Annotated in this window: 4 protein-coding genes; all 4 read left to right on the top strand. The window is 57.3% G+C overall.

All coding sequences use genetic code 11. The features are described from left to right. A partial coding sequence (locus ACO0LB_RS20370) for an energy transducer TonB (protein ID WP_423052496.1) occupies positions 1–676 on the top strand: 676 nt, incomplete at its 5' end. An 83-nt stretch (positions 677–759) separates the two neighbouring features. Continuing rightward, on the top strand, positions 760–1,629 hold the full coding sequence (locus tag ACO0LB_RS20365) for a MotA/TolQ/ExbB proton channel family protein (protein ID WP_423052494.1): 870 nt from the start codon (positions 760–762) through the stop codon (positions 1,627–1,629). A 76-nt stretch (positions 1,630–1,705) separates the two neighbouring features. Continuing rightward, a complete protein-coding gene (locus ACO0LB_RS20360; RefSeq protein WP_423052492.1) occupies positions 1,706–2,140 on the top strand; it encodes an ExbD/TolR family protein in 435 nt (144 codons plus the stop codon). 59 nt (positions 2,141–2,199) lie between these two features. Continuing rightward, positions 2,200–2,408 (top strand): biopolymer transporter ExbD (locus tag ACO0LB_RS20355; RefSeq protein WP_423052490.1); only part of this gene is annotated, 209 nt, incomplete at its 3' end.

Genomic DNA, 2,408 nt, shown 5'->3' with positions numbered 1-2,408 from the left:
AGCAGGAATGGATTTTTCAGAACGCCAGCAAGAGCCGGGCAAGAAACTGGCAGGGATAGGGCTGGTCATATTATTTCACGTCGCCCTCGTGTACGCCCTCATCAACGGGCTGGGACACAAGATCGTCGAAATCATCCAGAAACCCCTGGAAACTAAAATCGTCGAAGAGGTCAAACCCCCTCCGCCACCACCAGACACACCACCACCACCGCCGCCGAAACTGATGGCCCCACCGCCACCATTCATTCCGCCGCCAGAAGTCCAGGTACAGCCACAGGTCCAGCCGCAAAACACCATTGCCGCCGTCTCCAACGTCAAACCGGAGAACCCGACCTTCGCTAAAACCCAGGCCGCCGCCCCCGCAGATACCCCCAAACCTGCCGGACCGGTCACCGTCCCTGCCGTCATCGACTTCAACGTCGCCGGCTGCAAACCAGAATACCCGCGTGCCTCCCTGCGCAACGAAGAAACCGGTACCGTCATCCTCTCCGTCTTAATCGGCGGCGATGGCACCGTCTCCGACGTCAAGATCGACAAATCCAGCGGCTTCCGCGGATTAGACAACGCAGTGCGCTCCCAACTCATGTCGGGTGCCTGCAAAAACAAACCGGGTACCGTCGATGGCAAACCACAGCCGACCTGGACCAAGGTGCAATATGTCTGGAAACTCGAGTGAGACACACAAGGCGCAGCATCCACATCAGTAACACCGACCACCGTCATCGTAGTTGATCTTCAAATTTAACAAGGAAACATCTCATGAAACTGACCCTCAAAGCCCTGTTAGCGGCAGCCTTCATCGCTATCACCGCGATCTCCGCCCCCGTCTTCGCCGCTGACGCCGCCTCCGCTGCTGCCTCCACAGCCCCAGCCGCCTCCGCTCCCGCAGATGCCGCACCTGCCGCTGCCAACCCAGCCGACATCGCCGCAGCGCCTGCCAAAGAAGTCATCGACAACCCTTACGGCCTCGACGCCCTCTGGAAAACAGGTGACTTCGTCGCCAAAGGCACCCTGATCATCATGGTCATCATGTCCATGGGCTCCTGGTACATCCTCATCACCAAAATCGTCGACCAGATCAAACTCTCCGGCCAGGCAGCAGACGCCCGCGCCAAATTCTGGAAAGCCGCCTCCGTACAAGCCGGCGCCTCCTCCCTCAAAGAAGGCAGCCCATTCCGCTTCATCGCTGATTCCGGCATCAAAGCCACAGAACACCACGAAGGCGCCCTGCTCGAACAAATCGACCTGAACACCTGGGTTTCCATGTCCATCCAGCGCTCTGTCGACAAAGTCCAGTCCCGCCTGCAAGATGGCCTGGCCTTCCTGGCAACCGTCGGCTCCACAGCACCGTTCGTTGGTCTGTTCGGTACCGTATGGGGTATCTACCATGCACTGACAGCGATCGGTATGTCCGGTCAGGCATCCATCGACAAAGTCGCCGGTCCTGTCGGTGAAGCACTGATCATGACCGCCATCGGTCTGGCCGTCGCGGTTCCTGCGGTATTAGGCTACAACTTCCTGGTCCGCCGCAACAAGAGCGCCATGGAAGAAGTGCGTGCCTTCTCCGCTGACCTGCACTCTGTTGTATTGTCCGGCAGCATGGGCAAAGTCGCTAAAAAAGCGGCGTAATCCCCCCCCAAGACGTACCCCAAGATCACCGGCGCGGCACAGCCCGCCGGTCAGACAGCAAGAAAGAGAACACACTATGGCAATGGCAATTGGCAACGATGGTGATGGTGAAGACGAAGTCAACAGCACCATCAACACCACCCCGCTGGTCGACGTCATGCTGGTTTTATTGATCATCTTCCTGATTACCACCCCGGTCATCACCGACACGGTCAAAGTAAAACTGCCGGCAGAACGCAACCAGATCTACAAAACCAAACCAGAAAACATCACCCTCTCCATCAACAAAGACGGCGACATGTTCTGGAATGGCAGCATGAAACCCCTAAGCGGCACCGACGCCCTGTTTGACAAACTCAAGACAGAAGCCGTCAAAGTACCGCAACCGGAAGTCCACATCCGGGGCGACCAGAACGTACGCTACGAATTCGTGGGCAAAAGCATCCTGACCGCACAGCGGGCAGGGATTTCCAAAGTAGGCTTCGTGATCGAACCGCCGCCACGCAACTAAGCACCGTGGGCAGCGGAGAACGTACAACGACCCCTGCAGGAAACACAGAAAGGAACATTATGGGAATGCAAGTAGGCTCTGGCAGCGCATCGGCTGATCCGGAAGTCATGATAGAAATGAACATGACGCCCCTGATTGACGTCATGCTGGTGCTGATCATCATGCTGATCATCACGATCCCGATTCAGAATCACGCGGTGAACCTGAACATGCCGACCAACACGCCGAGTAAGCCCACGGAGCCACCGGTGGTGATTAACATCGACGT

The sequence above is a fragment of the Undibacterium sp. SXout7W genome (assembly GCF_049339385.1).
Classification (GTDB): Bacteria; Pseudomonadota; Gammaproteobacteria; order Burkholderiales; family Burkholderiaceae_D; genus Undibacterium.
This window is presented reverse-complemented; position numbering and strand designations above follow the sequence as displayed.

What these genes read in the sequence shown, in the direction of transcription:
- ACO0LB_RS20365 (WP_423052494.1), top strand. Translation starts at nt 760, where the DNA reads ATGAAACTGACCCTCAAAGCCCTGTTAGCGGCAGCCTTCATCGCTATC.
- ACO0LB_RS20360 (WP_423052492.1), top strand. Translation starts at nt 1,706, where the DNA reads ATGGCAATGGCAATTGGCAACGATGGTGATGGTGAAGACGAAGTCAAC.